Here is a 24,544-nt window from a genome sequence, read left to right as displayed (position 1 = left end):
TGCCCGCTCCTGGGGGTTTGTGGTGTTCTTAGCACCCCCCCGGGGGGGGGCGCGGGGTGGGGGGGGGGGGGGGGGGGGGGGGCCCCCCCCCCCGGGCGGGCGCCCCCCCCCCCCCGCGTCGGGGGCCTGCTCCGGGCGGCGCTTCTAGACCGCACCGCGCCAGGAGCCGCTCTCGATGCCGCGGGCCTCGATGTACGCCTTGAAGCGCTTGAGGTCGCCCTTGGCCTGGCGCCTGACGACGCCGAGCTTGTCGGCCACCGTGTCGGCCACGCCGTGCGGTTGGTGCTCGAGCTGCAGCATGACCTTGGTGTGCCGGTCGTCCAGGCGGTGGAAGGTGACGACCCCGGCCTGGTGGACGTCGCCGCCGACCGTGGTCCAGGCGACCCGCTCGTCCGGGATCTGCTCGCTGATCTCCGCGTCGAACTCGCGCGTCACGCCGTCGACCTTCGCGACCCAGTGCGTCAGGGTCGGCGTGCGCTGGTCGATGCGCTCCACCCCCGCCATGAACTGGGGGAACTCCTCGAACTGCGTCCACTGGTTGTACGCCGTGGTGACCGGCACCGCGACCTCGACCGACTCCTCGACCGTCGACATGTGCCCACCTTTCGGGTCGGCATCCGCTTCGGGATGCGGGATTCCGCTTCTCGGTGGTGGCGCCTGCCCGTACGAGGCGGTGCCAAACAGCGCTCCGGGCACGGCCGGCCGGGCCCGTGGGGGCATGGGAGGGTCCCCGCCGTGGTGCCACGGCGGGGACCTCGTGGAGCTCCGGCTCAGACGGCGGCGCGGGTGCGCTGCTTGGCGGCGCTGATGACGTCGGGGCGCCCGCGGTGCTGCCGCTCGTAGTCCATGGCCTGCCGGGCCTGCAGCGGTTCGGCGCCGCGCAGCCGCGCGGTGATCTGGTCCGGGCTCATGGTGTCGTAGCCGGGCCAGGGTTGGTTGGCGCGCAGGTTCTCGATGGCGTTGAGGATGCCGACCCGGTCGCCGTGCTCCCGTTCGTAGTCCTCGATGACGGAGAGGTCGGCCTGCGAGAAGATGCGCAGCCGCTGGATGATCTCGGCGACGGGGAGCCGGTCGTAGTCCGCCAGCGGGAGGTCCACGTTCCGGGCCACGGGGGCGTGGGCCTTCCCGGCCGGGCGCGGTGCGTCGGCGGCGGGACGGGGCGCCGGCTGCCCGGCGGTCCAGACGGCCTGGAGCCGTTGGGCGGTGGTGCGGAGCGTCCGGACGGCGGCGTCGGCCAGACCGACCGCCCCATGGGCGTGGTGGCCGTTGCCGGCCGCCGTGGTGGCCACCACCAGGGCCTGTTCCTCGACGCTGGACTCCAGGTCGCGCAGGAGCTGCTCGTCCTGCCGGCGCAGCGTGGTCAGCAGCGCGGCGGCGCGGTCGTCCTGGGCGAGGGTGGCGATGCTCTCGCCCGCCCGGCAGGTCGCGAGGGCCCGCGCGGTGGCGGTGTACTCGGCCTCGGTGTTCCTCAGCAGCTGGTGCTCGTCGGCCTGCCCGCGCCCCGGCAGGACGCCGCGGACCATGCGGGTGCCGATGTGCAGGGGTGCCATGGCCGTGTGGAACGCGCCCGCCGACGCGGTGCGGACCATGTCGGCGGTGTCCCGCAGGAGGTGGCGCGGCCGCATCTCACGGACGTGGGTGTCGATGCGGGCGATGTGGTGCTGGGTCTGGGCGGCATGACGTTCCAGGGTCTGCCGATGGGGACCGACGGGGGTGACGGCCATGTCGGTCCGGAACCGGTCGACCACCGCGGCGTGTGCCTCCCGCACATCCTCGAGCGCGGGTATGAGCGCATCCGTCGTCAATGTCATGCCTGCTCCCTCGTGGGGTGTCGTGGCGGCCGTGAAGGCCGCCCTGGCGTGCGGCGGCGCCGCCGGGTGGGGCGGGCACCGGCACCAGCGTGGGCGAAGCGGAGGAAGATCGCCCGGCGAGGCGGGCTCGTGGCACGCGGCGGTACGGCGGGCCGGGGGCGCGCGTCAGTGCCCGGCGCCGGTCCCGGTGAACTGTGCGGGGGTGCCCCGGCGGGCGGTCCGGTTAGCCCGTACAGGTGACGGGACGCGCCGAGGACGGGCCCGCGCCGGTACGGCGGCGGCCGCCGTCACCCGTGACGGCGGCCGCCGGTGCGCGTACCGGTCGAGGCGGGGGTCATCCCGAGGTCAGACGCCTGGCCGCATCGGCGATGTGCGTACGGGAGATGCCGGCGGCGTCCAGGAGTTCCTCCGCGGTGCCGGAGCCGGGCAGGTCACGGACGGCCAGGTGGGCGAAGGCCGGGCCCTGGCGCCGCGCGGCGAGGGCGGACAGGACGGCCTCGCCCAGGCCGCCCTCGGGGTGGTGGTCCTCGGCGACGACGAGGGCACCGGTGTCGCGGGAGGCGCGCGCGAGGGCGTCGGCGTCCACGGGCTTGACCGAGTACAGGTCGATCACGCGGGCCGGGATGCCGTCGGCGGCCAGCGCGTCGGCCGCGGCGAGGCACTCGTGCAGGGTGACCCCCGCGCCGACGAGGGTGACCCGGTCGTCGCCGGACTGGCGCAGGGTCTTGGAACCGCCCACGGGGAAGGTCTCGTCGGGCCCGTACAGGACGGGATAGGCCCCGCGGGTGGTGCGCAGGTAGGAGATGCCGTCGAGGTCGGCCTGGGCCGCCGTCAGCGCCGCGGCGGAGGTGGCGTCGCTGGGGTAGAGCACGGTGGAACCGTGGACCGCACGCATCATCGACAGGTCCTCCACGCCCATCTGGGAGGGGCCGTCGGCGCCGATCTCCACGCCGCAGTGACTGCCGGAAAGGGCCATCGAGATCTGCGAGATGGCCGCCATGCGGATGAAGTCGTGGGCCCGGGTGAGGAAGGCCGCGAAGGTCGCCGCGTACGGGCGGTAGCCGCGCACGGCCATGCCGACGGCCGAGGCGATCATCTGCTGCTCGGCGATGTACGTCTCGAAGTACCGGTCGGGGTAGGCCTTGCCGAAGTCCTCCGCGTGCGTGGAGTTGCCGACCTCGGCGTCCAGGACCACGACGTCGGGGCGGGCGCCGACGGCGACGAGCGCCTTGCCGAAGGCGACCCGGGTGGCGACCTCGTCCCCGAGCTGGAAGCGCGGCAGCTCCATGGGCGTCGTCGCGGCCATCGGCGGGCGCGGCGCGGCCTCGGGCGGCCGCGGGCCGCGGACCGTCAGGTGACGCACGCCCCCGAGTTCCTCGATGGCGTGCTCCGCGAGGTCCGGCGGCAGGGGCTTGCCGTGCCAGCCCTCGATGTCGGCGACCTCGGGGACGCCCTGGCCCTTGACGGTCCTGGCGACGATGACGGTGGGCGCCTGTCCGTCGGCCGCGGTGGCCAACGCCCGGTCGACGGCCTGGAGGTCGTGCCCGTCGACGACGAGCGCGCGGCAGCCGAAGGCCTCGACGCGGCGGGCGTACGCCTCGGTGTCCCACTGCAGTTCGGTGGGGCCGCGCTGGCCGAGCCGGTTGACGTCGACGATCGCCACGAAGTTGGGCAGCAGCCGCTGACCCGCCTTGTCCAGGGCCTCCCAGACCGAGCCCTCGGCCATCTCGCTGTCGCCGCACAACACCCACACCCGGTACGGCTCGTGCTCCAGGTCGCGGCCCGCCGTGGCGATGCCCACGCCGTAGGCGATGCCCTGGCCCAGCGATCCGGTCGCCACGTCCACCCAGGGCAGGACGGGGGTCGGGTGGCCCTGGAGGCGGGCTCCGAAGGTGCGGTAGGTCGTCATGAGTTCGTGCTCGTCGACGGCGCCCGCGGCGTGGAACATCGCGTACAGCAGGGGAGAGGCGTGTCCCTTGGAGAAGATGAGGTGGTCGTTGGCCGGGTTCTCGGGCTGCTGCCAGTCGTACCGCAGGTGACGTGACATCAGCACGGCCATCAGGTCGGCGGCGGACAGGCTGGACGTCGGGTGGCCCGAGCCGGCCGCGGTGCTGGCCCGCACGGAGTCCACCCTGAGCTGCTGGGCGAGTTCGAAGACCTGTTCCAGGTCGCTGTCGGGCCCGATCGGGCGGGCGGCGGCTTTCTGGTCCGTCATGACGGATTCCCTACTTCGCGCGGAGGACTCTGCGTACCTGATGCATGCCTGCTACCCACCGGATTCGGCAGTATCCGCCGTCACCGTGGGCCTGGGCCGGCCACGGCCGGCCGGTGTCAGCGCTGGGGCTGCCGGCGTGAACGCCGCCACTTCGCGGCCACCAGCACGAGGTCGACCAGCAGTACGACGATGCCGATGAGCAGCAGGTAGAACAGACCGTCGGCGACCGCCCCGATGATCCCGAGGACGACGGCCACCAGGAGGAGGAAGAGAAAGAGCGCCATGGTCCGGACACCTCCCCGGCGCGACGTCGGTGCGCTCAGCGCCGGGCGAGTTTCCGTTCGCCGCCGGCGCCCGGCTGGTAGGCCAGGTCGTAGTACTGGAAGATCTCCCCTTCCTGCTCGGCGGGCAGGACGTCGTCCGTCCCGATGGACGGAGCCTTCCTCACCAGTCCCTTGGACTGGGCGACCTGGACGTAGCCCGGCCCCACGACCGCCTCGTCGAGGGGGACGAAGACCAGTCGGTGCCGCGTCGGCAGCCCGGTGCGCACCGTCGCCATGGCCGGCTCGTCGGTGGCGGTGTCGACGTAGATCGCCTCCAGCGCACCGATCTTGTGCCCCTTGGGGTCGATGACGTCGCGATCGCGCCACTCGCGGATATCGGCTGAATGGATCATGCGCTGCTCCTCGGTGGAGCGCCGGACTGGCGCCGTGCCCCGGCGCGGGCGCACCGGGACCGCCCTGGCCGGGCCGTCGCAGGTGAGTGCGTTCCTGCTCGTTTTCTCATGCTACGTCCGGAACCCGGATCCGGCCGGGGCTCCGTTTACCGCCGTCCCGCGTGGCAACGCGACACATAGGGGGCGTTGACCGGCCACCGGCCCCGGAGGCTGTGATGGATGTCGTGGAAGAGGACCCCTACCGTTTCCGCATCGCCCCGCGCGCGCGGATGCGCGTACCCGGCGTCGTGTTCGCCTCGCGCGACCTGATCGGGCATGCCGAGAAGGCCCTGGAGCAGGTCGTCAACGTGGCGACGCTGCCGGGCATCGTCGGCGCCTCCTACGCCATGCCCGACGTCCACTGGGGCTACGGCTTCCCCATCGGAGGCGTGGCCGCGACCGACGTCGCCGACGGCGGTGTGGTCTCCCCGGGCGGGGTGGGCTTCGACATCTCCTGCGGCGTGCGCCTGCTGGCGGCCGACTGCGACCGGCGGACGGTCGGACCCGCCCTGCCCGCGATCATGGACGGACTGGGCCAGGACACACCCCGCGGCGCCGTCACCGGAGCCGTCTGGCACCTGGGCAGCGACCGCCGGCTGGAACGCGTGCTGACGGGCGGGTCCCGCTACGCCGTGGAGGAAGGCCACGGCGAGGACGGCGACCTGCGGCGGTGCGAGGACGAGGGCACCGTGGCCGACGCCGCCCCCGGACAGGTGAGCGCACGCGCCAGGGAACGCGGCCTCGGGCAGGTCGGCAGCCTCGGCTCGGGCAACCACTTCCTCGAGGTGCAGGAGGTCGCCGAGGTGTACGACGAAGCGGTTGCCGCCGCCTTCGGCCTCGCGCTCGGCCAGGTCTGCGTGATGATCCACTGCGGTTCCCGGGGGCTGGGGCACCAGATCTGCTCCGACCACGTGCGGGCGATGGACCGGACCATGCGGCGGTACGGCATCGAGGTCCCCGACCGGCAGCTCGCCTGCGTCCCCGTGGAATCGCCCGAGGGCCGCGCCTACCTCGGCGCGATGGCGGCCGCGGCCAACTACGCCCGGGCCAACCGCCAGCTCCTCGGCGAACTGTCCCGCCGCGTCTTCCGCCGCGAGGCGGGCGTCCGTCTGACCCTCGTCTACGACGTGTCCCACAACCTCGCGAAGATCGAGGAGCACGACGTGGAGGGCACGCGGCGCACCCTCTGCGTCCACCGCAAGGGCGCCACCCGCGCGCTCCCGCCCGGTCACCCGGACCTGCCCGCCGACCTGCGCGGCGTCGGCCAGCCCGTGCTCATCCCCGGCACCATGGGCACCTGCTCGTACGTCCTCACCGGCGTTCCCCGTGGCGACGCCTTCCACTCGACCTGTCACGGGGCGGGCCGGGAGAAGAGCCGGCACCAGGCCGCGCGGGGGGTCAGCGGCAGGGAGCTGCGGGCCCGGCTGGAGGCCCGCGGGATCGCGGTCCGCGCCTCGTCCTGGCGCGGCCTCGCCGAGGAGACGCCCGAGGCGTACAAGGACGTCTCGGCGGTGGTGGAGGCGAGCGAGGGCGCCGGACTGTGCCGCAAGGTCGTCCGCCTGGTGCCCCTGGGCGTGGTGAAGGGTTAGGCCCGCCGCGGATTCGCTGCCGGCCGGACGTCCACCGCCGCCGTTCAGACGTCCACCGTCGCCGCGCAGGTCCATCCGTACGGGCCGGGCGCCAGGTGGAGCTCGCCCAGCGAGACCGCCTTCGGCACCGCGCCGATGACCTCGACCGACCCCACGTCGGCCATCGCCATCCGTACGTCCAGCCCGTCGGCGTCCGACTCCGCCTCGACGTCGACGGGCACCTCCCCGTGCACCTCGAGCCGGAAGATGACCTCGTCCAGCAGGTCCGCCAGCAGGTCGTCGTCGGCGGCGTCGGCGACCGGGATCCGCCGCACGCGTGCCGGCCGCACCCCGGCGACGTCCGCGAAGCACTCGACCAGACCCAGCACCGCCTCGACCAGGCACTGCTCCCTGGTGGGCCCCCACGCCTCTATCCGCACATCGGCGGTGTGCGGTACCGCACGGTGTCCGCCCGCCTCCGGTCCGCCGCCGTACGTCTCGTCCACCATGAGGATCGCCTGCCCGGTTCACGCGACCTCAAGACTCCGGCGGCCCGGCGTCAGCGCTTGACGGCCCGCAGCACCACGAACTTCGGGTTCGAGGCGACGACCTCGCAGTTCCCGAAGAGCCGCCGCAGGCGCGTGTGGTAGCCCAGATGCCGGTTCCCGATGACCAGCAGCTCACCGCCGGGCCGCAGCGCGGACCGGGCGGTGACGAACATGCGGTGGGCGGTCGCGGCGGTGACCGCCTGGTGGGAGTGGAACGGCGGGTTGTTGAGGACGAGGTCGGCGCCGTCGGGCCGGACGGCGGCCACGGCGTCGGCGGCGTCCCCGACGAGGAACCGGGCCTTGCCCCCGGGGCCCACGTTGTCGTGGAAGGTCTCCTCGGCGGAGGCGACGGCCTGGTGCGACTCGTCCACGAACAGCACGTCGCTGTCGGGGTTCGCCAGCGCCACCGCGGTGCCGACCACGCCGTTGCCGCAGCCCAGGTCGACCACACGGTCCGGGCCCTTGCGGTCCGGAAGGTGCTCGAGCAGGAAACGCGTGCCGATGTCGAGGTGGTCGGCGCAGAACACGCCCGCGTGGTTGGTGACGGTGCGGCCGGACAACGGGCCGATGCCGTCGGGCAGCGGGTACCGCAGGGGCCACGGGTTCGCCCCGGGGGCCGCCGCCGGATCGGGGGTGCCGAAGATCAGCCGGGCCTTGCGCACCGCCAGAGAGGTGCGGGTCGGCCCGATGATCCGCTCGAAGAGCCGCAGCGTGGACGTGTGGATCTCGGTGACCATGCCCGCGCCCAGGACGACGGTGCCGGGGTGCAGTGCGGGGGCCAGCCGGTGCAACTGGTCCTCCAGCAGCGCGAGGCTCTTGGGCACCCGGACGAGCAGCACGTCGATGCGCGCCGGAGGCGCGTCGCGGGTGGTCAGCATCCGCACCTCGGCGTCCGGCACGTTGCGCCGCAGGTTCGCCCGCGTGGCCTGCTGCCCGAGGTGGGAGTCCGTGATCTGCGTGGGGCGGTGTGCCGCCAGCGCCGTCGCCAGCGCCCCCCAGCGGTCTCCCAGGACGACGGTCGTGCCCGTCAGGTCCGTCCCGCTCTCCGCGAGGTGCCGCAACAGGTAGTCGTCCGCGGCGTCCCACGCCCGCAGGGTCTCCCGCGGTTCCGCGGGGAATCGGGTCAGTTCGAGTGCGCCCCACGGCGTGCTGAAGAGGTTCATCGCCCCCTCAGGGTACGGGCTGCCCGGGCAGCCCCGGGCTACCGGCTCCCGGGCTCCCTGGACGGCAGGTCGTACGGAGCGGTCCGCGCCGACGACCGGGCCCACTCCGTCGGTGGGTGGACGCGGTCACGGTGCACCCACCGACGCCAGGGGTCAGCCCTGGGTGGCGTTCTGGATCATCTCGGCGAACGTGGCGACGTCCTTGGCCGGAGGCGCCTCGATGGCGGCGGTGCGTCCGTAGCCGGAGTACGCGATCGTCAGCTTGGCAGGGCCCTTGGCGGTCTTGCCGGACTCCACGGTCTTGACGGCGAGGTCGCCGGCGCCGATCCACGCCTCGACCTTGACGGTGTTCCCGAAGCCGGTGGCGTGCAGTTGATCGATGTACGTGTCGCGCTCGTCCTTGGTGATGAGCTCAAGGACAGCGGTGTCCGCGGCGAACTTCCCGAGGTCCACGGTGCCCGTGTAATGGGTCGCCGCGGCACCGGCCATCCGCTCCTCGCCGGCCGCGGCGAGGTCCGTCGCGGCCGACAGGGCCGCAAGGGCCGCGGCGGGGCCGTGCGGCAGGTCCTTGGCCGGGTTGTCCTCCGCGGAGGTGCCCTCGAGCCTCAGCCACTTCTTGCCGCCGGTGGCCTCGAGCAACGGCCCCTCGACCGGGAGGTACACGGTGCCGTCCGCCATCGTCAGGTGCACCTTGCCGTCCGGGCCGGCCATGTCCTGCAGGTCGGGGTCGGAAGCGGCGTCCACGCTCACCTCGGCCCCTTCGGAGCCCTTTTTCCAGCTCAGGGTGCCCTCGGACTTGGTGGTGCCCACCTCCGTGTCGACGGAGTCGACGGCGACCTTCGCGGACCCCTGCTGCCCCACCGCCTTGATGCCGTTCCGCAAGGCTTCGACGGGGGACACCTTCTTCTCCGCCGGCTTGGCGGAGACCTGCGTCGATGCGGCCTTCGGCTCCTCCTTCGCGGAGTCGCCACAGGCCGCGAGACCGAGCGCGAGCGTGCCGGTCGCAGCCGTGATCGCCACAAGGCGACGAATGTGCATGAAAGGTTCCCCCCATGGAGGTAAAGATTTGTCCAATGATCAACGGCCTTGGACCATACAACAATTCGGCGAACGACCCGCCCGTCGGGCACCTGATCCACACGGTCGGCCCGGTCCGGGAAGGCGGCGACCATGGAGAGGCCGACGTCCTCGCCTCCTGCCACCAGCGTTGCCCGGAGGTCGCGGACGAGCCCGGGGCCACGAGCATCGCGTTCCCCGCGATCGCCACCGACGTCCACGACCGTCCGGCGGAGGACGCGGCGCGGATCGCCGTCTCCGCCCTCCGGACGTCGCAGAGCCGGGTCCGGCAGATCAGGCTCGTGGCCTTCGACCGCGCGACCCGCGATCTGCCGGCCCGCCGCGCTCGGTTCGCAAGGGGGCTCGCCACGGCGGGTGCGTCAGCCGAGCTCCGGCAGGACCTCGGCGGCCAGCCGCTCGGCGTGCTCGGCCTGCGCGAACAGGGGCGTGAACAAGATGAGCTCCGCACCGGCGGCGACGACCTCACGCAGCGCCCGGACGCACTCCGCCGGGGTCCCCGCGATCGCGGCGGCCTCGATCTCGGGGGACTTGCGCATGTACAGCGCCGCCAGTTCGGCGTCGATCCGGGCACGGGCGCGCCGGGAGTCGTCGTCCACCGCGATGTAGACGCGCTTGGCGATCCCGAAGCCGTCCACCGGCCTGCCGCACTCGGCCAGCGCCTGCCGCACGATCGCGACCTGCTCGGCGAACTTCTCCGTCCGGACCTGACCCGCGCCGAAGAAGCCGGTGAAGAGCCCCGGACTCATCACGGCGCGGCGCAGCGCGGTGCGCCCGCTGCCGCCGAACCACACCGGGGGGAAGGGCTTCTGGAACGGTTTCGGTTCCATCGCCGCGTCGCTCAACCGCCAGAACTCCCCAGAGAAGTCGACCCGGGGTTCACGCCACAGGCGGGTCATGACCTCCATGCCCTCGTAGAAGCGGGCCACATAACGCTCCGGGTCGACGCCGAACGCCGCGAAGGGCCGCTGCGGGCCTCCCGTGCCGAATCCCACCTCGATCCGGCCCCGGCTCAGCTGGTCCAGCGAACCGATGCTCTTCGCCAGGTGCACCGGACTGTGCAGCGTGGACACGAAGACCACGCAGCCCAGGCGCAGGCGCTCGGTGCACGCGGCGGCGAAGGTCATCGTCTCGAGCGGGGCGAGCTGCGGCTTCGTGCCCAGCGTCTGTTCCTGAGTCCAGGCACTGTCGAACCCCAACTCCTCGACGCGCGTCATGAAGACGCGGAAGGCGGCCGGATCGAACTCGCCGTCCGCATGGAACTGCGGAATGGACATCGCGCATCGCACCCGCGCATCGTAGGGAACGGAGCCCGCCGGGCACGAGGCACCACGCCGCCGGACGTCCGTGCACGGCGGAGTGACAGCGTGTGCCCCGCGCATGAGCGCTCTGCGACCGTGGAAATTCCCGGAGTTGCGGCGCCGGAGCGCCGAGGGACGATGGAAAAGCGGCCGGTACGGTCCTTGCGACCGCTTCCGCTGCCCATGAACGGAACCTCTCCGGCAGGAGGCCCACCATGCCCGAATCCCCGTCCGCGGCACCCGTCCTGGAACCCGCGGCCAAGGAACTGGCGGACGCGACCGCACAGCACCCGCGCATCTACGAGGTCGCGCCGGCGGACGGCCGCGAGATCCTCGACGACCTGCAGGCGGGCGAGGGCGTGCCCAAGCCCGCGGTGGACGAGGAGTGGGTGACCGTCGACGCCGGACAGTACGGCAGCGTCCGTGCCCGCGTCATCCGTCCCGAAGGGGCGACGGAAACCCTCCCGGTCGTGTTCTACATCCACGGCGCCGGATGGGTGTTCGGCGACGAGAACACCCACGACCGACTGGTGCGCGAACTCGCGGTCGGCACGAACGCCGCCGTGGTCTTCCCCGTCTACGACCTGGCCCCCGAGGCGAAGTACCCCACCCAGATCGAGCAGAACTACGCGGTCGGGAAGTGGATCCTGAACAACGGCGAGGACCGGAAGCTGGACGCGTCACGAATGGCCGTCTGCGGCGACTCGGTCGGCGGCAACATGTCGGCCGTCTTCGCCCTGATGGCGAAGGAACGCGGCGACATCGACCTGGCGGCCCAGGTGCTGCTCTACCCCGTGACCGACGCCAACTTCGACACGCCGTCCTACCAGCAGTTCGCCGAGGGCTACTACCTCACCCGCGACGGGATGAAGTGGTTCTGGGACGCCTACACCAGCGACCCCGGGCAGCGCGCCGAGATCTACGCGTCCCCGCTGCGCGCCGACGTCGAGCAGCTGCGCGGCCTCCCCACCACCCTGGTCATCACCGACGAGGCCGACGTCCTGCGCGACGAGGGCGAGGCCTACGCCGCCAAGCTGCGCGAGGCGGGCGTGGACGTCACCGCGGTGCGGGTGCTCGGCATGGTCCACGACTTCCTCATGCTCGACAGCCTCCGGGACTCCAAGGCGACCGTCGTCGCTCGCACGCTGGCCGTCGAGGCCCTGCAGCGGGCGCTGCACCCCTGAGGCGGCGTCGCCTCAGGCGGATCGTGATCCGGTAGCGCCGTACCGCGCCCGCCCCGGCCTCCTGGGCACCTCCGGGTTCGAGGACGCCGCCGTTGCGTCCGCGCGGAGGCGGTGTTGGAGGCCTCGCAGACGACGAGCATGTGCTCCAGTCCGAGTCCGAGTCCGAGTCCGAGTCCGAGTCCGAGTCCGAGTCCGAGCCCGCGGACGTGGTGGTGGACGGGCGAGTACTGCTCGCGCAGGTCCCCGTCCCGTACCTGCTGTTCTTGGAGAAGCAGCTCACCGACCTGCACACGTTCGTGCGCAAGCTGCCCGTCCTTGTCGTGTCGGAGTCCTGGAACCCGGCCCCGTCGACGGATTGCTGGAAGACCGACCCCGTCCGGACGATCCGCACCAGGAAGGTGCCGCGCACCCACGTGAAGGCCGAGGCCATGGAGAAGCACCCGGCGCTGGTCGAGGTGTCTAGTTCACGAGGAGGTGGACGTGGTTGGCCTCGCCGTTGAACTCGACCAGTTCGGCCTCGAAGTCCTCGCACACGGTCCCCATGATGTGCTCGCACCGTGTCAGGTGCCGGCCTGCGAGGACATAGTGCTGGTGTTTTGTCGTGAAGGCCGCGTGGTCGTGGGTGCGGAAGCATGGTGACGTCCCGTACGAATGTTCTGGTCGATCTTCCTGCGTCGGCTGGGTAGCGTGATCGGGGTGCAGCTTCGGTACAGCTTCCGCCTGTACCCGGGTGCTGGTCAGCGCGCGGCGTTGGCAAGGGCGTTCGGGTGTGCGCGGGTGGTCTACAACGACGCCCTCAAGGCTCGGGAGACCGCCCGTGGTGAGGGGCTGCCGTTCCCGAAGATTGGGGATCTGTCCAAGCGGCTGATCACCGAGGCGAAGCACACCCCGGAGCGGGCGTGGCTCGGCGAGGTGTCCACTGTCGTGCTGCAGCAGTCGCTGCGGGATCTGGATGCGGCGTACCGGAACTTCTTCGACGGGCTGAAGGGCAAGCGCCCCCGCATGGGCGCGCCCCGCTTCAAGTCGAAGCGGGACACACGGCAGGCGGTGCGGTTCACGGCGAACGCCCGCTGGTCGATCACCGAGGGTGGCAGGCTGCGTCTGCCGAAGATCGGCGACCTGAAGGTGAGGTGGTCGCGTGCTCTGCCGTCAGTGCCGTCCTCGGTGACGGTGGTCAACGACAGTGCGGGCCGGTACTTCGCGTCGTTCGTGGTGGAGACCGGCCCTACCGAGATGCTGCCCAGGGCGGCAGCCGAGGTCGGGATCGACCTCGGGCTGGGGCACTTCGCGGTCCTGTCCGACGGCAGCAAGATCGACAGTCCGCGTTTCCTGCGCCGGGCGGAGAAGCGTCTGAAGAAGGCGCAGCGGGCCCTTTCCCGTAAGGAGGAGGGCAGCAGGAACCGGGACAGGGCCAGGATCCGTGTCGCGCGGGCACATGCCCGTGTCGCGGACGCGCGCCGCGAGTTCCACCATCGGCTTTCCACGAGGCTGATCCGCGAGAACCAAGCGGTCGCCGTGGAAGACCTGGCGGTGAAGGGGCTCGCCCGTACGCGCCTGGCCAAGTCTGTGCACGATGCCGGTTGGTCGGCGTTCGTGGCGATGCTGGAGTACAAGGCCGCCCGGTACGGGCGCACCTTTGTAAAGATCGGCCGCTTCGAGCCGACCTCCCAGGTGTGCTCGCAGTGCGGTGTCAAGGACGGTCCCAAGCCGTTGCATGTCCGCGAGTGGACGTGCTCGGCGTGCGGGGCCGTCCTTGACCGGGACATCAACGCGGCGGTCAACGTCGCCAAGGCGGCCGGACTGGCCGTGACAGCCCGTGGAGCGCAGGTAAGACCGGGACTCGTCCCGGCACCGCGCAGCGAAACGGGAACCCACCCGACACCACAGCCTTCAACGGCATGGTAGGCGGGAATCGCCACCCTTCAAGGCGGCGAGGATGTCAACTGTTCGGGTAGCCTCAACGCCGCCGCAACGCCCGCCCTCAACGCCCCCTCGTGAGAGCGGGGGGCGCCGTCCTCGACGTCGACGACCCGTTGCTGGGCGAGCACGGCCGCTACCTGCTGACCGTCCGGGGCAGCAAGGCCGAGTGCGTTTCCACGGACAGGGAACCCGACCTGCCCCTGGACGTGAGCGACCGGGCTTCGGTCCACCTCGGTGACATTGCCCCGTGCACGCTCGCGCGTGCCAGACACATCCAGGCACACCGCCCGGACGCGGCGTCCCTCGCCGACGCCCTCTTCCGCGCCGAGCGCTCCCCGTCCTGCCTGCATTGGTTCTGACCGCGTGCGCCTTCGGCGACCGCGCATATGTCACCTTGCGTCCTCGCGCCGGAGCCTTCGGCCCGGCGTGAGCCGTGGCACTGTCAGCCCCCGCTGATACCGTCCGGCCGTTCACGATCTTCGAGGAGGGGCTGTATGGGTGCCAGCGGGTGGGACTACGTGACCGGGTACGACGGGGACGTCGCGGCGGCTCTGGCGGCTTTGCAGGCGAGGGTGTTCCGGGAGACGTATGGCGACGGTGCCCGCTACAAGGACCTGGGGGAGCTGTACGAGGACGATGAGTTCATGGGGGAGGAGGGCACCCACACGATCCTCGACATCCACACGGTCGTGGCCACGGACGACCCGCCCGTGCCGTCCCGTGCCGGGGACTACGGCACTCTGAGGCCCCTGGCACTCAGCCGCGTGGTGCACCACTTCGGTACCGAGCGCCCGACGGTGGAGCAGTACTCGGCGCTCGTCGCGGCGGCCAATGAGTTCACGAGCCACGAGGAGTACGAGCGGAGCCTGCTCGCCGAGTGCCGGATGCGGTGGACCGGCTGTTACGTCGTTCTGCACTCCGATGGTGGGCCCACCCACCTGGGGATCTTCGGTTACTCGGGTGACTAGGACCGAGTCGGTCCGGCTCGTGACCGCACCGGATCGGGGTCGTCGGGCTGGATCGGGGCGGGGGACCTGCGGGTGCCGAGGGGGGAGGAGGGGGAGGGCGGTGCCGGGGGCGCTGGGGGTGTGCGGGGGCTTGTGGAACCGTGGTGCGAGACAACGTTGTCATTTGAGCTGGGCATGACTATACCGGCTGAGAAGGCAACGATGTCAAGGGAGTTGACGTGCGCCCGAGGCGGTCTTCCGGCGCACCGGTGGGGCACGCTACTGTCCCCGCGGCTTGTGTGACCCGTGGAGCGCGACCCGTCCGAGAGAAGAAGGGCCGCGTCATGCGTTTGCGTACGACGTCCGTTCTGCTGGCCGCCGTCCTGGCGGTCGGCGGTGCCACTCCCGCCCTCGCGGCGCCCGCCGCGCCGCCACCCGATCTCGTGCAGGACCCCACCGCCTACGTCGACCCCCTGATCGGCACCAAGAACGGCGGCAACGTCTTCCCCGGCGCCGTCGTCCCCCTCGGCATGCTGTCCTGGAGCCCCGAGACCACCCGCGGCGACGCCACCCGCACCACGGCGCCCGGTGGTTACCACTACGACGCGACCCGCATCCGGGGCTTCAGCCTCACCCACATGTCGGGCACCGGCTGCGCGGGCGGCAGCGGCGACATCCCGTTCCTCCCGTACGCCGGGGAGGTCACCACCTCGCCGGCCGCGGACACCAAGGACGCGGTGTACGCAGCGGACTTCAAGCACGCCGACGAGACCGCCGAGCCGGGCCGCTACAAGGTGGGCCTGTCCTCCGGCGTGACGGCGGACCTGACGGCCACCGCGCGCACTGGCTCCGGCCGCTTCACCTTCCCCGCGGACAAGCCCGCCTCGATGCTGATCCGCACCGCCAACTCCGAGGTCGGGTCCACGGACTCCACCGTGACCATCGACCCGCAGGCCCGTACCGTCTCCGGCTCGGTCACCTCCGGGAACTTCTGCGGCTACCTCGACCCGGAGGGCCAGCGCTCCTACTACACGCTCTACTTCACCGCCCGCTTCGACCGCTCCTTCAAGGCGACCGGCACCTGGCAGGACGACAAGGTGACCCCCGGCTCCACCACCGCCTCGGGCGGCACGGGAGGCTTCTCCCACGGCGGGACGCCGGTCGCGGGCAAGGGCGCCGGCGGCTGGGTGGAGTTCGCGCCCGGCAGCGGACCGGTGAACGTCAAGGTCGGCATCTCGTACGTGAGCCAGGCAGGCGCCGAGGCCAACCTCGCCGCCGAGAACCCGCGGCACCGCTCCTTCGACTCGGTACGGGACGCGGCCGGTCGCGCGTGGCGCGACCGGCTGGGCGCGATCAAGGTGGGCGGTGGCACGGACGCCGAGCGCAGCACCTTCTACACCGCCCTCTACCACGCGCTGATCCACCCCAACGTCATCAGCGACACCGACCGCAGATACCGCGGCAGCGACGGCGAGGTCCACACGGTGGCCCGCGGTCACCAGGCGCAGTACGGCACCTTCTCCGGCTGGGACGTCTACCGCTCGCAGGTGCAGCTGCTGACCCTGCTGAGCCCGCGCACCGGCTCGGACATCGCCCAGTCCCTGTACGAGCTCGCCGAGCAGAACGGCGGCGTCTGGGACCGCTGGCTGCACGGCGCATCCGGCACGCACGTCATGAACGGCGACCCGTCACCGGCCGCCCTCGCAGGGATCCGGGCCTTCGGTGGCACGGACTTCGACCTGCGCGGTGCGCTGGACTCCCTGGTGAAGGCCGCGACCGTGCCGACGGAGCGCGACCTGTCGCCGGTGGGCAAGCCGATCCTTTCCGTGGGCCAGCGCCCGTCCCTGGACAAGTACCTGAAGCTGCACTACATGCCGTCCGTCTCCAACGCCTGGGGCGGCGCCGCCGAGACGCTGGAGATGTCGGGCGCCGACTTCGCCCTCTCGCAGCTCGCCTCGGCCGCGGGCCGGAAGCACACCGCCGCCGACTTCGCCCGGCGCTCCCAGTGGTGGCAGAACAACTTCAACCTCGCTGCCGACCCGAGCGGCGGTTACATCGCCAACCGCGCGGCCGACGGCAGCTGGGTCACCGGGTTCACCCCGGCCACCGGCAACGGCTTCGTCGAGGGCACGGCCGCCCAGTACACCTGGATGGTGCAGCACGACCCGGCCGGGCTGTTCGCCGCGATGGGCGGCCGCGAGGAGGCCCTCGACCGGCTGGACGCGTTCTTCCACACGGCGGACGGCAAGTGGGCCTTCACCGGCAGCGGCGGCGCGAAGTCGGAGATGGACAACGAGCCGTCGATCAACGTGCCGTACCTCTACGCCTACGCCGGCGCGCCCTACAAGACGCAGGAGACCGTACGGGCCGCGATGGGCGCCCTGTGGTCCACGCAGCCGGGCGGCATCCCCGGCAACGACGACCTCGGCGCGATGTCGTCCTGGTACGTCTTCTCGGCGCTCGGCATGTACCCGCAGGTGCCCTCCCGCGCCGAACTCGTCCTGGGCTCCCCGCTGTTCCCGCGGATCGAGATCGACCGCCCGGCCGGCAACGACATCTCCATCCGCGCGGCGGGCGCGGCGGCCGACGCGCCGTACGTCCGGTCGCTGAAGGTCGACGGCCGCGCCAGTGACCGGCCGTGGCTGCCCGCCTCCTTCGTCGAGGACGGCGGCAGGCTCGACTACACGCTGTCGCGTACCGCGGACCGCACCTGGGGAGCGGACGCGGCCGACGCGCCGCCCTCGTTCCGGGAGGGTGAGCAGCCGCACCAGGTCGGCGTCGGCCCGACCACGGCGACGATCGCCCCGGGCGGCGGGACCGAGGTCGGCATCCGCGCCCTGTCGCTGCGCGGCGGCGCCGCACCGAAGGTGCGCTTCCGCGTCGAGGTGCCCGACGGCGTCACGGCGTCGCCCGCGGAGGGGGAGTTCACGGACGGCTCCCAGGAGATCACCCTGTCCACCGCCGGCGACGTCAAGCAGGGCTTCTACGACGCCAAGGTGGCGGTGAGCTACGGGGACACCTCCTACGAGCAGCCGGTGTCCCTGACGGTGGCCGCTCCCGGTTCCCTCATCGCGGCGTACAACAGCACGGGCGTCTCGGACGACGCCGGTGACCACGACGAGGCGGACTACGACGGCGGCGGCTGGAGCTACTCCCGTCAGGCGCTCGCCGCGGCCGGCCTCACCGGCGGGACGCAGGGCACGGTCACCGGAGGCCTCGCGTTCACCTGGCCGGATTCCCCCGCCGGCCGCCCCGACAACGCCTCTGCGACCGGCCAGACCATCGAACTGGCCACGCCTGCCTCGCGGTTGTCGTTCGTCGGCAGCGCCGTCAACGGCGACCAGCAGACGACGGCGACGGTCACCTACACCGACGGCAGCACCGGTGCCGTCGACCTGTCCTTCACCGACTGGACCGTGGGAGGCGGCGGAGGCAGCGTCAAGTTCGGCAACGAGGTCGTCGCCAAGACCGCCTACCGCAACGTCGCGGGCGCGGACAAGGACCCGGTGGCCACGTACGTCTTCGCCACCAAGCCCTTCCCGGCACCGGACGGCAAGACCATCACGAGCGTGAAGCTCCCGGAGAACACGGACCTCCACGTCTTCACCCTCGCGGTGGACTGACGCGGGAGGACCCCGGAAGACCCCAGGGGCGGGCGCGGAGCCGACTCCGCGCCCGCCCTTCGTGCTGCCCTGAATGGCGCCGCCGCATCGGCGCCATATCAACATCACATAAGGTGGCGCACGTCATAGAGGGAATTAGGCCCGGCCTGGAACCCTTTTCCTGGAATTCCGTCCCGCAATGCGTATTGCCAATTCTTTGTGAGCGTATTGCCTCATATGGACGCGGGCGGCAGGAGGATATTTCCCGAGCCGTCCCACCGTGACGCTCCATTGTTTCCCCGCTCCGATACGGCGACATCCGGGTGGCGCTGCCGAACCCGGGTCACGCCCTCGCAGGAGCCGGTGCGGCCCTGGTCACAGGGCGTGCCACGCGAAGGAGAAAGCACGTTGGGCCGTTACCTACTGCGCCGCCTCGGCAACTACGCAATCCTGGTGTTCATCGCGGCCAGCGCGACGTACTTTCTCGCCTCCTTCACCCTCCACCCCGACATCAACTACCTGTCGAAGAATCCCCGGCCGCCCCTGCACTCGATCTACGCGATCCTGCACGCCTACAACCTCGACCCGCACACGCCCGTGTACCTCCGGTATTGGCGCTGGCTGACCGGGATCGTGCTGCACGGCGATTTCGGCAGGACCTACGACGGCGCTTCGGTCAACACCGAGCTGGGCCGCCGCGTCCTGGTCAGCACCGAGCTGCTCTTCGTCGCGACCGTCCTGGGGGCCGTCGGCGGCGTCGCGGTGGGCGCCTGGAACGCGCTGCGGCAGTACCGGCCCTCCGACCGGGTGTCGACGATCGTCTCGTACGTCCTGCTGGCCACCCCGGTCGTGGTGATCGCGGTCGGACTGCGGACCCTGGACACCGCGGGCGACGGGCCGCTGGTGCAGTACATCGGGATGTACGACCCGAAGGTGCACGGCACCCTCCCGGTCGTCCTCAACAACCTCGAACACCTCGTGCTGCCGACCCTGACGCTGCTGCTCGCCCAGATCCCGTTCTTCAGCCGCTACCAGCGCAGCACGATGCTCGACGTCCTGGGCAGCGACTTCCTGCGGACGGCCCGCGCCAAGGGGCTCCGGCGGCGTCAGGCGGTCCTCCGGCACGGGCTGCGCACCGCGGTCATCCCCGTGATGCCGCTGGTGGTCTACAACGTCGTGCTGCTGTTCACCGGGGCCACCTTCACCGAGGAGATCTACGGATGGCACGGCATGGGGGAGTGGCTGGTCGACTCCATCACCAGCAACGACGTCAACGCGGTCGCCGCCGTGGCGATCTTCACCGCCGGCATCGTCCTGATCGCGGGACTGCTCTCCGACCTCGTCTACGCGGCGCTCGACCCTCGGGTCCGCACCTGAGACGGCCCACGTCGACCGACTCGAGGAGATTCCCTCATGACCACCCCCGCAACCGCCGCCGGGACGGCGGCGCCACACCGGACCAGGAGCCGCGGCGCGCTCGTCCTCGCCCGCTTCGCCCGCAACCGGCTGGCCCTGGTGGGCATCGCCCTGGTGATCGCCCTGGTGCTCCTGGCGTACGCCGTACCGCCGTTCCTGCACTGGACGTACCACGACAACGACTTCGCCAGCCTGGACACCGGGCCCGGGGCCGCGCACTGGTTCGGCACGACCCACTCGGGCCAGGACCTGTTCGCGCTCACCTTGAGGGGCCTGCAGAAGTCACTGGTCGTCGGACTCGTCGGAGGGCCGCTCACGACGCTGATCGCCGCGGTGGTGGGCGCCTCGGCCGGCTACTTCGGCGGCTGGACCGACCGCGTCCTGATGTGGTTCCTCGACCTGATGCTGGTGATCCCGGCGTTCCTGCTGCTCGCGGTCCTGTCACCGGCGTTCCAGCACGGGACCTGGCTGTTCTTCGTGGTCCTGCTCGCGGCGTTCGGCTGGATGATCACCGGTCGGGTGGTGCGGAGCATGACCCGGACCCTGCGGGAACGGGAGTACGTCCTCGCCGCGCGCTACATGGGCGTCCACCCGCTGGTCATCATCTTCCGGCACATCCTCCCCAACGCGGCCTCGATCCTCATCATCGACGCGACCGTCCAGGTGGGCGCGATCGTGCTCGGCGAGACCTCGCTGTCCTACTTCGGGTTCGGCATCCAGGCGCCCGACGTGTCGCTCGGCACCCTCATCGCCGCCGGAACGCCGGACGCCAACACCTCCCCGTGGCTGTTCTTCTTCCCCGCCGCCTTCCTCGTCCTGATCGGTCTCTCCGTCGCGTTCATCGGTGACGGACTGCGGGACGCCTTCGACCCGACGGCACGGGGAGCGAAGGCCCGGGGGCGCGCCCGGCCGGGCGCGCCCACCTCCCGGCACGCGAGGGCCCGGCAGGTCCCGCGCCGCAAGCCCTCAGCCGCGGTCATCACCACCGCACCCACCGAGGAAGGAGTCACGTCGTGACCGTCCCCACCGCCGCCCCAGGCGTCCCCACACCGCGGCCGGCCTCCGGCGACCCGGTCCTGACCGTGCGCGACCTGCGGGTGTCCTTCCCCGGCGAGGCCGGACGGGTGCAGGCGGTCCGCGGGGTGGACTTCACGCTCCGCGCCGGCGAGACCCTCGCCGTCGTCGGCGAGTCCGGCTCCGGCAAGTCCGTCACGGCCACCGCCGTGCTCGGCCTGCTCCCGGACGACGCGGAGGTCACCGGCTCCGTACGCCTCAAGGGCCGCGAGCTGCTCGGACTGCCGGACCGCCGGATGTCCGGCATCCGCGGCCGTGACATCGGCATGGTCTTCCAGGACCCGCTCTCGGCGCTCACCCCCGTCTTCTCCATCGGCGCCCAGCTGGTCGAAGCCCTGCGGATCCACCAGGACCTCACCGCCGCCCAGGCCCGCGAACGGGCCCTGGAACTGCTGGACCTGGTGGGCATCCCCGACCCGCGGCGGCGCGTCGACGCCTTCCCGCACGAGTTCTCCGGCGGGATGCGCCAGCGGGCGGTGATCGCCATGGCCATCGCCAACGACCCGGAGGTGATCATCGCCGACGAGCCCACCACGGCGCTCGACGTCACCATCCAGGCGCAGGTGCTGGAGGTCCTGGGCAAGGCCCAGGAGGTCACCGGAGCCGCGATCCTCCTGATCACCCACGACCTCGGCGTGGTGGCCGGCATGGCCGACCGGGTGGTCGTCATGTACGCCGGCAAGCCGGTGGAGACCGGGACCGCCGACGAGCTGTTCGCGACCCCCCGCATGCCCTACACCATCGGCCTGCTCGGTTCGGTGCCGCGGCTCGACACCGGGGACCGGACGGCCCTCACCCCCATCGAGGGCACGCCGCCGTCGATGGTGGACCTGCCGGCCGGCTGTCCCTTCGCGGCGCGCTGCCCGGTGGCCGTGGACCGCTGCCGTACCGAGGAGCCCGGTCTGCGGACCGTGGCGACCGGAGCCGGTCACGCCACGGCGTGCCACCGCGCACACGAGATCGACACACCCGGCGGGATCCCGTCCCCGGGCATGTTCCCCACCCCCGCCTCACCGCGGCGGCCCGGCGGACCCCCGCGCGCCGAACGGCCCGAGGTACTGCGGGTCACCCAGCTCACCAAGCACTTCCCGCTCCTCAAGGGCGCGGTGTTCAAGCACCGGGTGGGCACGGTGCGCGCCGTCGACGGCGTGGACTTCGACATCCGCCAGGGCGAGACCCTCGCGCTGGTCGGCGAGTCGGGCTGCGGCAAGACCACCACCATGCTGCAGATCCTCGACCTCGCCGGGCAGCGTAGCGGCACCGTGGCCGTCCTCGGCAGGGACGTCGGGCAACTGGACGGGAAGGCGCGGCGGGAGCTGCGCCGGGACCTCCAGGTGGTGTTCCAGGACCCGATGGCGTCACTGGACTCCCGCATGCCGATCGGCGACATCCTGGCCGAGCCGCTGCGCACCCACGGCTGGGACCGGGAACGCATCGCCGGGCGGGTCCCCGAACTGCTCCGCCTCGTCGGGCTGCTGCCCGAGCACGCCGAGCGCTACCCCGCCGAGTTCTCCGGCGGACAGCGGCAGCGGATCGGCATCGCCCGGGCGCTGGCCCTGGACCCCAAGCTGGTCGTACTGGACGAGCCGGTCTCGGCGCTGGACGTCTCGGTCCAGGCCGGGGTGATCAACCTCCTCGACGAGCTGCAGGCCGAACTCGGCCTGAGCTACCTGTTCATCGCGCACGACCTGTCGGTCATCCGGCACATCGCCGACCGTGTCGCCGTCATGTACCTCGGCCGCATCGTCGAGGCCGGCGACGTCGAGGACGTCTTCGCCCGCCCGGCCCACCCCTACACCCAGGCACTGCTGTCGGCCGTGCCGCTGCCCGACCCCCGCAAGGAGCGGCAGCGCCGGCGGATCATCCTCCAGGGCGACCTGCCCAGCCCCGCGGACACCCCCTCGGGATGCCGGTTCCGCACCCGCTGCCCCAAGTACCTGCAGCTCGGGCCCGCCGAGGCCCGGTGGTGCGACACCGAGGACCCCGCCGCCGGGGCCCTGGGCGAGGACCACACCGCCGCCTGCCACCACGCGGCCGCCCTGGAAGTCCTGTGAAGCGACCCCGGCCTGTGAAGCGACCCTGGCCTGTGACGCACCCCCGGCCGTCCCGCCCGGCGGACACCCGACCCACGGAACCCACAAGGAGAGCCCAGTTGAACCGAAAGTCCGTAAAGCTGGCCACGGCAGTCGTGGTGTCCGCGGGTCTCCTCGCCGGCGCCACCGCGTGCGGAAGCGGCGACGGCGGCGCGAGCTCGTCGGCGCCCAAGGCCCCGCCGAAGGCGACCCTCAACCAGATCAACCCCGTCGACACCGCGGCACTCCGGCAGGGCGGCACCCTCAACTTCCCCGTCGACGAGTACTCCACCCAGTGGAACAGCCTCAACGCGGCCTCGCAGAACACCGTCGCCGTGACCACGACGATGGCCCCCCTGCTGCCGTCGCTCTTCCACAGCACCCCCGACAACAAGCGGACCCCCAACCCGAACTACCTCAGCAAGGTGAGCACCGCCGTCAAGCACGGCAGGCAGGTCACCACGTACGCGGTCAACCCCAGGGCCCGGTGGTCCGACGGCACACCCATCACCTGGAAGGACTTCCGCGCGGACTGGGAGGCCCAGAACGGGAAGAACCCCAAGTACACCCCCGTCAGCACCTCCGGCTACGAGCAGATCTCCTCGGTCGCCGAGGGAAGCGACGCGCGGCACGTCGTCGTCACCTACGCCACACCGTTCTCCGAATGGCAGACGCTGTTCTCGCCGCTGTACCCGGCGTCGCAGATCGACACCCCGCAGAAGTTCGACGCCGGGTACAAGAACCGGATCCCGGTCACCGCGGGCCCGTTCAAGGTCAGCAGGATGGACCCGACGACCAAGGTCGTCTCCGAGGTCCGCGACCCCCACTGGTGGGGCCCGAAGCCGGTGCTCGACGGCATCAACTTCCGTACCCTGGACGCCGCGTCGACACCCGGGGCCTTCGCCTCGGGCGAGATCGACGTCGAGGACATCGGGCCCGACGTGGCCGCCTACAAGCAGGCGCAGAAGGTGCCGCACACCTCCATCCGCGTGGCGGGCGCCCCCAACCTGCGGCAGATGGTGGTCAACGGCGCGAGCCCGCTGCTGAAGGACGTGCGCGTCCGCCGGGCCCTGTTCATGGCACTGGACCGCCAGGCCATCGGGAAGGCCGACCTCAACGGCCTGCCCTTCCCGGCCCAGCCCCTGGACAACCACTTCCTCGTCAACAACGACGTCGCCTACAAGGACAACGCCGGCTCCCTCGGCCGCTACGACCCCACCGCGGCGGGGCGGCAACTGGACGCGGCGGGCTGGAAACCGCACGGCGACGTCCGTGAGAAGGACGGCAAGCCGCTGGAGCTGACGCTGACCATCCCGTCGGGCACGCCCATCGCCGCCAACGAGGCACAGCTGTTCACGGCGATGCTCAAGAACGTGGGCATCAAGCTCGACACCAAGGTCAAGCCGAGCGACGACTTCTTCAACGACGTCAGCGCCGGGAAGTTCGACCTCACGCTGTTCAGCGGCATCGGCTCCGTGCCGTTCTTCCCGCTGACGAACGGCGCGGCGTCCTTCGTCTCCCCCAAGCACGGCAACGTCGGCCAGAACTACTCGCGCATCGGCACCGCCGGGATCGACGCCGACATGCGCAAGGCGGGTACCGAGGTCGGCCACTCCGCCTACCTCGCCGACCTCGACGCGGCCGACGCCGGGCTGTGGAAGCTTGCCGCGAACCTGCCGCTCTACCAGCGCCCGCAGATCGTCGCGACCAAGTCCGACGTGGCCAACTACGGCGCCTTCGGTTTCCAGGACACCGACTGGACCCGGATCGGCTTCACCAAGTAACCCCACTGGACCGCGGCGCGGGAGGACGACCCCCTCCTCAACGCCTCCCGCGTCGCGTCGGCCCCGACCCGAGCCGACACCCCACGAAGGGCCCTTGTCCCCGGTGCACCGGGGACAAGGGCCCCTCCTCCGTACCGCGGGTGGCGACAT

Annotated in this window: 19 protein-coding genes and 3 pseudogenes; 12 read left to right on the top strand and 10 right to left on the bottom strand. The window is 71.7% G+C overall.

Going from position 1 to position 24,544, the window contains the following annotated elements; all coding sequences use genetic code 11:
- Window positions 1-144: 144 nt before the first annotated feature.
- The 5 genes from ACFV3E_RS44320 to ACFV3E_RS44300 all read right to left on the bottom strand — a co-directional run bounded on the left by ACFV3E_RS44320 (window position 145) and on the right by ACFV3E_RS44300 (window position 4,702).
- Entirely contained in the window at window positions 145-594 is a 450-nt protein-coding gene (locus ACFV3E_RS44320; RefSeq protein WP_500541893.1) for an SRPBCC family protein, read from the bottom strand.
- 176 nt (window positions 595-770) lie between these two features.
- Entirely contained in the window at window positions 771-1,811 is a 1,041-nt protein-coding gene (locus ACFV3E_RS44315) for a hypothetical protein (protein ID WP_500541891.1), read from the bottom strand.
- A gap of 334 nt (window positions 1,812-2,145) precedes the next feature.
- On the bottom strand, window positions 2,146-4,026 hold the full coding sequence (locus ACFV3E_RS44310; RefSeq protein WP_500541889.1) for a transketolase: 1,881 nt from the start codon (window positions 4,024-4,026) through the stop codon (window positions 2,146-2,148).
- 116 nt (window positions 4,027-4,142) lie between these two features.
- The gene (locus ACFV3E_RS44305) at window positions 4,143-4,310 is read right to left on the bottom strand and encodes a hypothetical protein (protein ID WP_500541887.1); all 168 of its coding nucleotides are present in this window, start codon (window positions 4,308-4,310) and stop codon (window positions 4,143-4,145) included.
- A gap of 35 nt (window positions 4,311-4,345) precedes the next feature.
- Window positions 4,346-4,702: a PRC-barrel domain-containing protein gene (locus tag ACFV3E_RS44300; RefSeq protein ID WP_500541885.1), complete on the bottom strand. Its 357-nt coding sequence runs from the start codon at window positions 4,700-4,702 to the stop codon at window positions 4,346-4,348.
- A gap of 215 nt (window positions 4,703-4,917) precedes the next feature.
- Between ACFV3E_RS44300 and ACFV3E_RS44295 the strand changes: the two genes are divergently transcribed.
- Window positions 4,918-6,330, top strand: coding sequence for an RtcB family protein (locus tag ACFV3E_RS44295; RefSeq protein ID WP_500541883.1), 1,413 nt, complete (start codon window positions 4,918-4,920; stop codon window positions 6,328-6,330).
- A 44-nt stretch (window positions 6,331-6,374) separates the two neighbouring features.
- On the opposite strand, the gene ACFV3E_RS44290 is transcribed toward ACFV3E_RS44295, so the two are convergent.
- From ACFV3E_RS44290 to ACFV3E_RS44280, 3 genes are all read right to left on the bottom strand, one after another.
- Complete coding sequence (locus ACFV3E_RS44290) at window positions 6,375-6,818, bottom strand: archease (RefSeq protein WP_500541881.1); 444 nt, start codon at window positions 6,816-6,818, stop codon at window positions 6,375-6,377.
- 50 nt (window positions 6,819-6,868) lie between these two features.
- Window positions 6,869-8,020 carry a methyltransferase gene (locus ACFV3E_RS44285; protein WP_500541879.1) on the bottom strand — a complete coding sequence of 384 codons (1,152 nt, stop codon included), beginning with the start codon at window positions 8,018-8,020 and terminating at the stop codon, window positions 6,869-6,871.
- A 153-nt stretch (window positions 8,021-8,173) separates the two neighbouring features.
- The gene (locus tag ACFV3E_RS44280) at window positions 8,174-9,058 is read right to left on the bottom strand and encodes an SCO4651 family lipoprotein (RefSeq protein WP_500541877.1); all 885 of its coding nucleotides are present in this window, start codon (window positions 9,056-9,058) and stop codon (window positions 8,174-8,176) included.
- 14 nt (window positions 9,059-9,072) lie between these two features.
- On the opposite strand from ACFV3E_RS44280, the pseudogene ACFV3E_RS44275 reads away from it, so the two are divergent.
- A pseudogene (locus ACFV3E_RS44275) lies at window positions 9,073-9,318 on the top strand (macro domain-containing protein); the annotation flags it as partial.
- Window positions 9,319-9,456: 138 nt separating this feature from the next.
- On the opposite strand, the gene ACFV3E_RS44270 reads toward ACFV3E_RS44275, so the two are convergent.
- Window positions 9,457-10,371: an LLM class flavin-dependent oxidoreductase gene (locus ACFV3E_RS44270; protein ID WP_500541875.1), complete on the bottom strand. Its 915-nt coding sequence runs from the start codon at window positions 10,369-10,371 to the stop codon at window positions 9,457-9,459.
- A 239-nt stretch (window positions 10,372-10,610) separates the two neighbouring features.
- Between ACFV3E_RS44270 and ACFV3E_RS44265 the strand changes: the two genes are divergently transcribed.
- The gene (locus ACFV3E_RS44265; protein ID WP_500372267.1) at window positions 10,611-11,579 is read left to right on the top strand and encodes an alpha/beta hydrolase; all 969 of its coding nucleotides are present in this window, start codon (window positions 10,611-10,613) and stop codon (window positions 11,577-11,579) included.
- Window positions 11,580-11,779: 200 nt separating this feature from the next.
- Window positions 11,780-12,037 (top strand): annotated as a pseudogene (locus ACFV3E_RS44260) (DUF7873 family protein); the annotation flags it as partial.
- Window position 12,038: 1 nt separating this feature from the next.
- On the opposite strand, the gene ACFV3E_RS44255 reads toward ACFV3E_RS44260, so the two are convergent.
- Complete coding sequence (locus tag ACFV3E_RS44255; RefSeq protein WP_500541897.1) at window positions 12,039-12,143, bottom strand: transposase; 105 nt, start codon at window positions 12,141-12,143, stop codon at window positions 12,039-12,041.
- Window positions 12,144-12,275: 132 nt separating this feature from the next.
- On the opposite strand from ACFV3E_RS44255, the gene ACFV3E_RS44250 reads away from it, so the two are divergent.
- The 8 genes and pseudogenes from ACFV3E_RS44250 (at window position 12,276) to ACFV3E_RS44215 (ending at window position 24,394) form a co-directional block, all read left to right on the top strand.
- Window positions 12,276-13,484, top strand: a complete 1,209-nt coding sequence (locus ACFV3E_RS44250) for an RNA-guided endonuclease InsQ/TnpB family protein (protein WP_500541895.1) — start codon at window positions 12,276-12,278, stop codon at window positions 13,482-13,484.
- 98 nt (window positions 13,485-13,582) lie between these two features.
- Window positions 13,583-13,858 (top strand): annotated as a pseudogene (locus ACFV3E_RS44245) (sterol carrier protein domain-containing protein); the annotation flags it as partial.
- Between the two features lie 135 nt (window positions 13,859-13,993).
- A complete protein-coding gene (locus ACFV3E_RS44240) occupies window positions 13,994-14,467 on the top strand; it encodes a hypothetical protein (RefSeq protein ID WP_500541873.1) in 474 nt (157 codons plus the stop codon).
- A gap of 323 nt (window positions 14,468-14,790) precedes the next feature.
- Entirely contained in the window at window positions 14,791-18,069 is a 3,279-nt protein-coding gene (locus ACFV3E_RS44235; protein WP_500541871.1) for a GH92 family glycosyl hydrolase, read from the top strand.
- A 387-nt stretch (window positions 18,070-18,456) separates the two neighbouring features.
- Complete coding sequence (locus ACFV3E_RS44230) at window positions 18,457-19,425, top strand: ABC transporter permease (protein ID WP_499509040.1); 969 nt, start codon at window positions 18,457-18,459, stop codon at window positions 19,423-19,425.
- Between the two features lie 36 nt (window positions 19,426-19,461).
- Complete coding sequence (locus tag ACFV3E_RS44225) at window positions 19,462-20,481, top strand: ABC transporter permease (protein WP_500541869.1); 1,020 nt, start codon at window positions 19,462-19,464, stop codon at window positions 20,479-20,481.
- On the top strand, window positions 20,478-22,592 hold the full coding sequence (locus ACFV3E_RS44220; protein ID WP_500541867.1) for an ABC transporter ATP-binding protein: 2,115 nt from the start codon (window positions 20,478-20,480) through the stop codon (window positions 22,590-22,592). The genes ACFV3E_RS44225 and ACFV3E_RS44220 overlap by 4 nt, the downstream gene beginning before the upstream one ends.
- Window positions 22,593-22,690: 98 nt before the next feature.
- On the top strand, window positions 22,691-24,394 hold the full coding sequence (locus tag ACFV3E_RS44215) for an ABC transporter family substrate-binding protein (RefSeq protein ID WP_500541865.1): 1,704 nt from the start codon (window positions 22,691-22,693) through the stop codon (window positions 24,392-24,394).
- Window positions 24,395-24,544: the final 150 nt, after the last annotated feature.

This window comes from Streptomyces sp. NPDC059718 (genome assembly GCF_042733315.1).
Taxonomy (GTDB): domain Bacteria; phylum Actinomycetota; class Actinomycetes; order Streptomycetales; family Streptomycetaceae; genus Actinacidiphila.
This window is presented reverse-complemented; position numbering and strand designations above follow the sequence as displayed.

Coding starts and splice junctions, on each gene's coding strand:
- ACFV3E_RS44320 (WP_500541893.1), bottom strand. CDS start 594: ATGTCGACGGTCGAGGAGTCGGTCGAGGTCGCGGTGCCGGTCACCACG.
- ACFV3E_RS44315 (WP_500541891.1), bottom strand. CDS start 1,811: ATGACATTGACGACGGATGCGCTCATACCCGCGCTCGAGGATGTGCGG.
- ACFV3E_RS44310 (WP_500541889.1), bottom strand. CDS start 4,026: ATGACGGACCAGAAAGCCGCCGCCCGCCCGATCGGGCCCGACAGCGAC.
- ACFV3E_RS44305 (WP_500541887.1), bottom strand. CDS start 4,310: ATGGCGCTCTTTCTCTTCCTCCTCCTGGTGGCCGTCGTCCTCGGGATC.
- ACFV3E_RS44300 (WP_500541885.1), bottom strand. CDS start 4,702: ATGATCCATTCAGCCGATATCCGCGAGTGGCGCGATCGCGACGTCATC.
- ACFV3E_RS44295 (WP_500541883.1), top strand. CDS start 4,918: ATGGATGTCGTGGAAGAGGACCCCTACCGTTTCCGCATCGCCCCGCGC.
- ACFV3E_RS44290 (WP_500541881.1), bottom strand. CDS start 6,818: ATGGTGGACGAGACGTACGGCGGCGGACCGGAGGCGGGCGGACACCGT.
- ACFV3E_RS44285 (WP_500541879.1), bottom strand. CDS start 8,020: ATGAACCTCTTCAGCACGCCGTGGGGCGCACTCGAACTGACCCGATTC.
- ACFV3E_RS44280 (WP_500541877.1), bottom strand. CDS start 9,058: ATGCACATTCGTCGCCTTGTGGCGATCACGGCTGCGACCGGCACGCTC.
- ACFV3E_RS44270 (WP_500541875.1), bottom strand. CDS start 10,371: ATGTCCATTCCGCAGTTCCATGCGGACGGCGAGTTCGATCCGGCCGCC.
- ACFV3E_RS44265 (WP_500372267.1), top strand. CDS start 10,611: ATGCCCGAATCCCCGTCCGCGGCACCCGTCCTGGAACCCGCGGCCAAG.
- ACFV3E_RS44240 (WP_500541873.1), top strand. CDS start 13,994: ATGGGTGCCAGCGGGTGGGACTACGTGACCGGGTACGACGGGGACGTC.
- ACFV3E_RS44235 (WP_500541871.1), top strand. CDS start 14,791: ATGCGTTTGCGTACGACGTCCGTTCTGCTGGCCGCCGTCCTGGCGGTC.
- ACFV3E_RS44225 (WP_500541869.1), top strand. CDS start 19,462: ATGACCACCCCCGCAACCGCCGCCGGGACGGCGGCGCCACACCGGACC.